Annotated in this window: 3 protein-coding genes and 1 pseudogene; 1 reads left to right on the top strand and 3 read right to left on the bottom strand. The window is 60.0% G+C overall.

Annotated features, from left to right (window positions below):
* Window positions 1-291 (bottom strand): annotated as a pseudogene (locus ACE3OH_RS13590) (ubiquinone biosynthesis protein UbiB); the annotation flags it as partial.
* An 81-nt stretch (window positions 292-372) separates the two neighbouring features.
* Here ACE3OH_RS13590 and ACE3OH_RS13585 point away from each other — a divergent pair.
* Window positions 373-1,101: a C40 family peptidase gene (locus ACE3OH_RS13585; protein WP_374353680.1), complete on the top strand. Its 729-nt coding sequence runs from the start codon at window positions 373-375 to the stop codon at window positions 1,099-1,101.
* Window positions 1,102-1,195: 94 nt separating this feature from the next.
* Here ACE3OH_RS13585 and ACE3OH_RS13580 read toward each other — a convergent pair whose 3' ends face one another.
* Both ACE3OH_RS13580 and mutS read right to left on the bottom strand, forming a co-directional pair.
* A complete protein-coding gene (locus ACE3OH_RS13580; protein ID WP_374353677.1) occupies window positions 1,196-1,618 on the bottom strand; it encodes a hypothetical protein in 423 nt (140 codons plus the stop codon).
* A gap of 104 nt (window positions 1,619-1,722) precedes the next feature.
* Window positions 1,723-3,714 (bottom strand): DNA mismatch repair protein MutS (gene mutS, locus ACE3OH_RS13575; protein ID WP_374353673.1); only part of this gene is annotated, 1,992 nt, incomplete at its 5' end.

The following is a 3,714-nucleotide window of genomic DNA, read 5'->3' as shown; positions in this document are numbered from 1 at the left end:
GAACTCGGCGATCCATTCCGGCGGGAATACATCGACGCGAGTGGCCATTACCTGACCCAGCTTGATAAACGTGGGCCCCAGCTCTTCCAGCGCCCGCCGTGCCCGGACTGGTGGCGCCAGACCGTCGCGCTCGCCGGTTTCCGGAATATCGATGGACTGCCCGGCACGCTCGAACGCACGATGCACACCCATGCGGCGAACTAATCCGCCAAAACCGTGTCTGGCGAACACGCCGATGATTTCGCGTATGCGCGGCAGATCGCGCATCAGGCTGATGGTTTCTCTTAGCATCGGCCCATTCTAGCCGAGGCAAGGCCAAATCCGGCCTTGCATCCCTTTACAATCCATCGATCTCACTTATAGAGTGCCGGCATGACGTTGAGATTCCGACACATTTTGTTCCTGCTACCGTTTTGTGTAGCGATCGCCAACCCGAATGAAGTCACCTCTGCACTTTCCAAGCCTGACGACCCACCGATCAACCCCAATGCCAACAGCGTGCTTGATGTCAAAGCCGCACCCAAGCCCGACTTCACGCAAAGCTTGATCCTGCAGGCGCTGGGCCTGATCGGCGTGACCTATCGCTGGGGCGGCAACTCACCGGAGACCGGGCTCGATTGCAGCGGCTTTATCCGCTATGTGTTCCAGCAGTCGTTGAATATCGCCCTGCCGCATAACGCCTTTGCCATCAGCCGTCTTGGCGAGGATGTGGAACGCGACGAACTCAAGCCCGGCGATCTGGTGTTCTTCAATACCCTGGGACGGCGCTTCTCCCATGTGGGCATCTACCTCGGCGATGACCGTTTCATCCACTCGCCATCACGCGGCAGCAAGATCCAGGTGGTGTCGCTCAAGGAGGCTTATTGGCAGAAGCACTACAACGGTGCCAAGCGGGTGACGCACGATAGCGTGGCCGAACGTGAACCGAAGCTGGCGCAATTGATGGCCGAAGCGCGCGAAGCCAGTAGCAGCAAAAGCAAGAAGAAGGGCAAGCACGGCAAAACCAGCAAGTCGGGCAAGTCGGGCAAGTCCGGCAAGCACAGCCATCACACAGGCACCGGCAAGAAATCCTCGCATGGCAAGCATAAAAGCAAGCATTGAACCCCGCCTGTTTTTGCCCCAAATCGGGGAGCTGATGTGCCCACAAAAAAAACGCCCGGCATCAACCGGGCGTTTTTTGCGTGTCGAAACCTGATCAAGCCGAGAAAAAGGCAATCGGGCCGGAGCTGGTGATGCCGATATTGAAATGCTGCTCGCTACCGTCGTCAACGCCGGCAAGCTCGGTGCTGCGTACGATTTCATGCAGCAATTCCAGCTCCTTGAATTCTTCAACCAGCTCGCCATCGCCATTGAGCATGACCTCGATGCGCTCCTTGCTGGCATGCTCGCCGGCAACGCGAATCCGGCTACCTTCGGGCCACCACTGCAGATGTACCGCCGGTGGCAGTTCTATCGCATGACGTGCAAACAATTCCGCTAGTAATTTGCCATATGCCGCCAGATTGCTGGCCGCCTTGGCGCGGATGGCATCGAGATTGACACCGGCCTCCTGCGGGCCGATACCGAAAATGCGGGCAAGTCCATCGTCCAGTTTGCGATGGTCTACTTGATCGATCATTGACTACACTCCATTTCTTGACTTTGTGGGCTGTACCGTCTCGGCGGCGTCGTCTGTTTATAGACGGGCCCCACCGAATGACCCGATTGTATTTTTCAATCCTATTACAGCATTTGCTTAAGTTGATAGATGAGTTCCAAAGCGTCGCGTGGGGAGAGTTGATCCGGATCCAGCTCGGCAAGCCGGTCGACCGCCGGATGCGCGATTGGTTCCGCCTCGACAGGGCTTGGCGTAGAAAAAAGATCGCCCTGGCCGCCATGACTGGCGCGCTGGTTCTCCAGCTCTGCCAGATAGCGCTTGGCCTGACGAATGGTGTCGCGCGGCACACCGGCCAATTGCGCCACTTGCAAACCGTAGCTCTGACTGGCTGGTCCCTCCTCCACACTGTGCAGGAACACGATCTTGTCCTTATGCTCCACCGCATCGAGATGCACATTGGCCACTTGCGGGTAATCGAGCGCCAGCCGGGTCAGCTCGAAGTAGTGGGTGGCAAACAGGGTGTAGCTGCGGTTCTTCTCGATCAGGGCGCGGGCAATTGCCCAGGCCAGCGCCAGGCCATCGAAGGTCGAGGTACCGCGCCCCACTTCATCCATCAATACCAGGGCGTGTTCGCTGGCATTGTTGAGGATGTTTGCCGTCTCGGTCATTTCCACCATAAAGGTGGAGCGCCCGCCAGCCAGGTCGTCGCTGGCGCCGATACGGGTGAAGATGCGATCGAGCTTGCCGATGATGGCCGACCGGGCCGGCACAAAACTGCCGATGTGGGCCAATAGTGCGATCAGTGCTGCCTGCCGCATATAGGTCGATTTACCACCCATATTCGGGCCGGTAATCAGCAGGAGCTTGCGGCTTTGGTCAAAGCGCAGGTCATTGGCGATAAACGCCTCGCCACTGCCATCGCGCAGCTGTTGCTCGACCACCGGATGGCGGCCTCCTTCGATGGCGAATACCACCTCGTCGCGGAACTGCGGCGCTACCCAGTCCAGCCGCACTGCCGTGTCAGCCAGGGCACACAGCACATCGAGGCCTGCGACCGACTGCGCCAGCAGCTGCAAGGGCGTAACAAAGTCGGCGAGGCTATCGAGCAGCCCCTCGTACAGCGCTTTTTCCAGTGCCAGCGAGCGCTCCTGCGCCGACAAGGCCTTGTCCTCGAACGCCTTCAGTTCCGGCGTGATATAGCGCTCGGCGCTCTTGAGCGTCTGGCGACGCCGGTAGTCATCGGGAATCTTGTCCACATGCGAGTGGGTGACTTCGATATAAAAGCCATGCACCCGGTTGTATTCCACCTTGAGGTTGGGAATGCCGCTGCGCTCGCGCTCGCGTGCCTCTAGCGCCAGCAGGAAGTCGCCATGGTTGGTCTGCAAGGCACGCAGCTCATCGAGCTCAGCATGAAAGCCCTCACGTATCACCCCGCCATCACGGATCACCACCGATGGCTCGTCTTTCACGGCACTAGCCAGCAAGGCCAACGCATCGGGCGGCGGCTGTAGCTGGCGCGCCAGATCGGCCAGCAAGGAATCGTGCGGCAATAACGGCAGGATCGCCGGCAAGGCCTGCAGGCTGTCGCGCAAGGCCGATAGATCGCGTGGGCGTGCCGAACGCAAAGCAATACGGGCGGCGATGCGCTCGATATCGTAGATTCCGCCCAGCTGCTCGCGCAGCGTTGCCAAGGCAGGCGACTGCGTCAGCGCCTGTACTGCATCGCGTCGGCGCGTCACCTTGCCCTGCTTGCGCAAGGGGTGATGCAACCAATGGCGCAACAGACGGCTGCCCATCGAGGTGGCGCAGATATCGAGTAGCGAACACAGGGTGGGCGCCGACTCGCCGCGTATGGTTTCGGTCAGCTCCAGATTGCGGCGGGTAGCCGCGTCCAGCGCCAGGTACTGCCCGGCCTGCTCCAGCTGCAAGCCGCTGACATGCGGCAAGGCACCGCACTGGGTTTGCCGGGCGAATTCCAGCAAGGCGCCGGCGCAGCCCACCGCCACGGTCTGGTCTTCAATACCGAAGCCGCTCAAATCCTGGGTGTGAAATTGCCGCGCCAGATTGCGTGCTGCCGACTCGGTATCAAATTGCCAGGCGGCGATGCGCTTCACGGC

This window comes from Chitinimonas sp. (assembly GCF_041904975.1).
In the GTDB taxonomy this organism is placed as follows: Bacteria; Pseudomonadota; Gammaproteobacteria; order Burkholderiales; family Chitinimonadaceae; genus Chitinimonas.
Note: the sequence above shows the minus strand (reverse complement) of the source record. Positions and strands in the feature narration are given on the sequence as shown.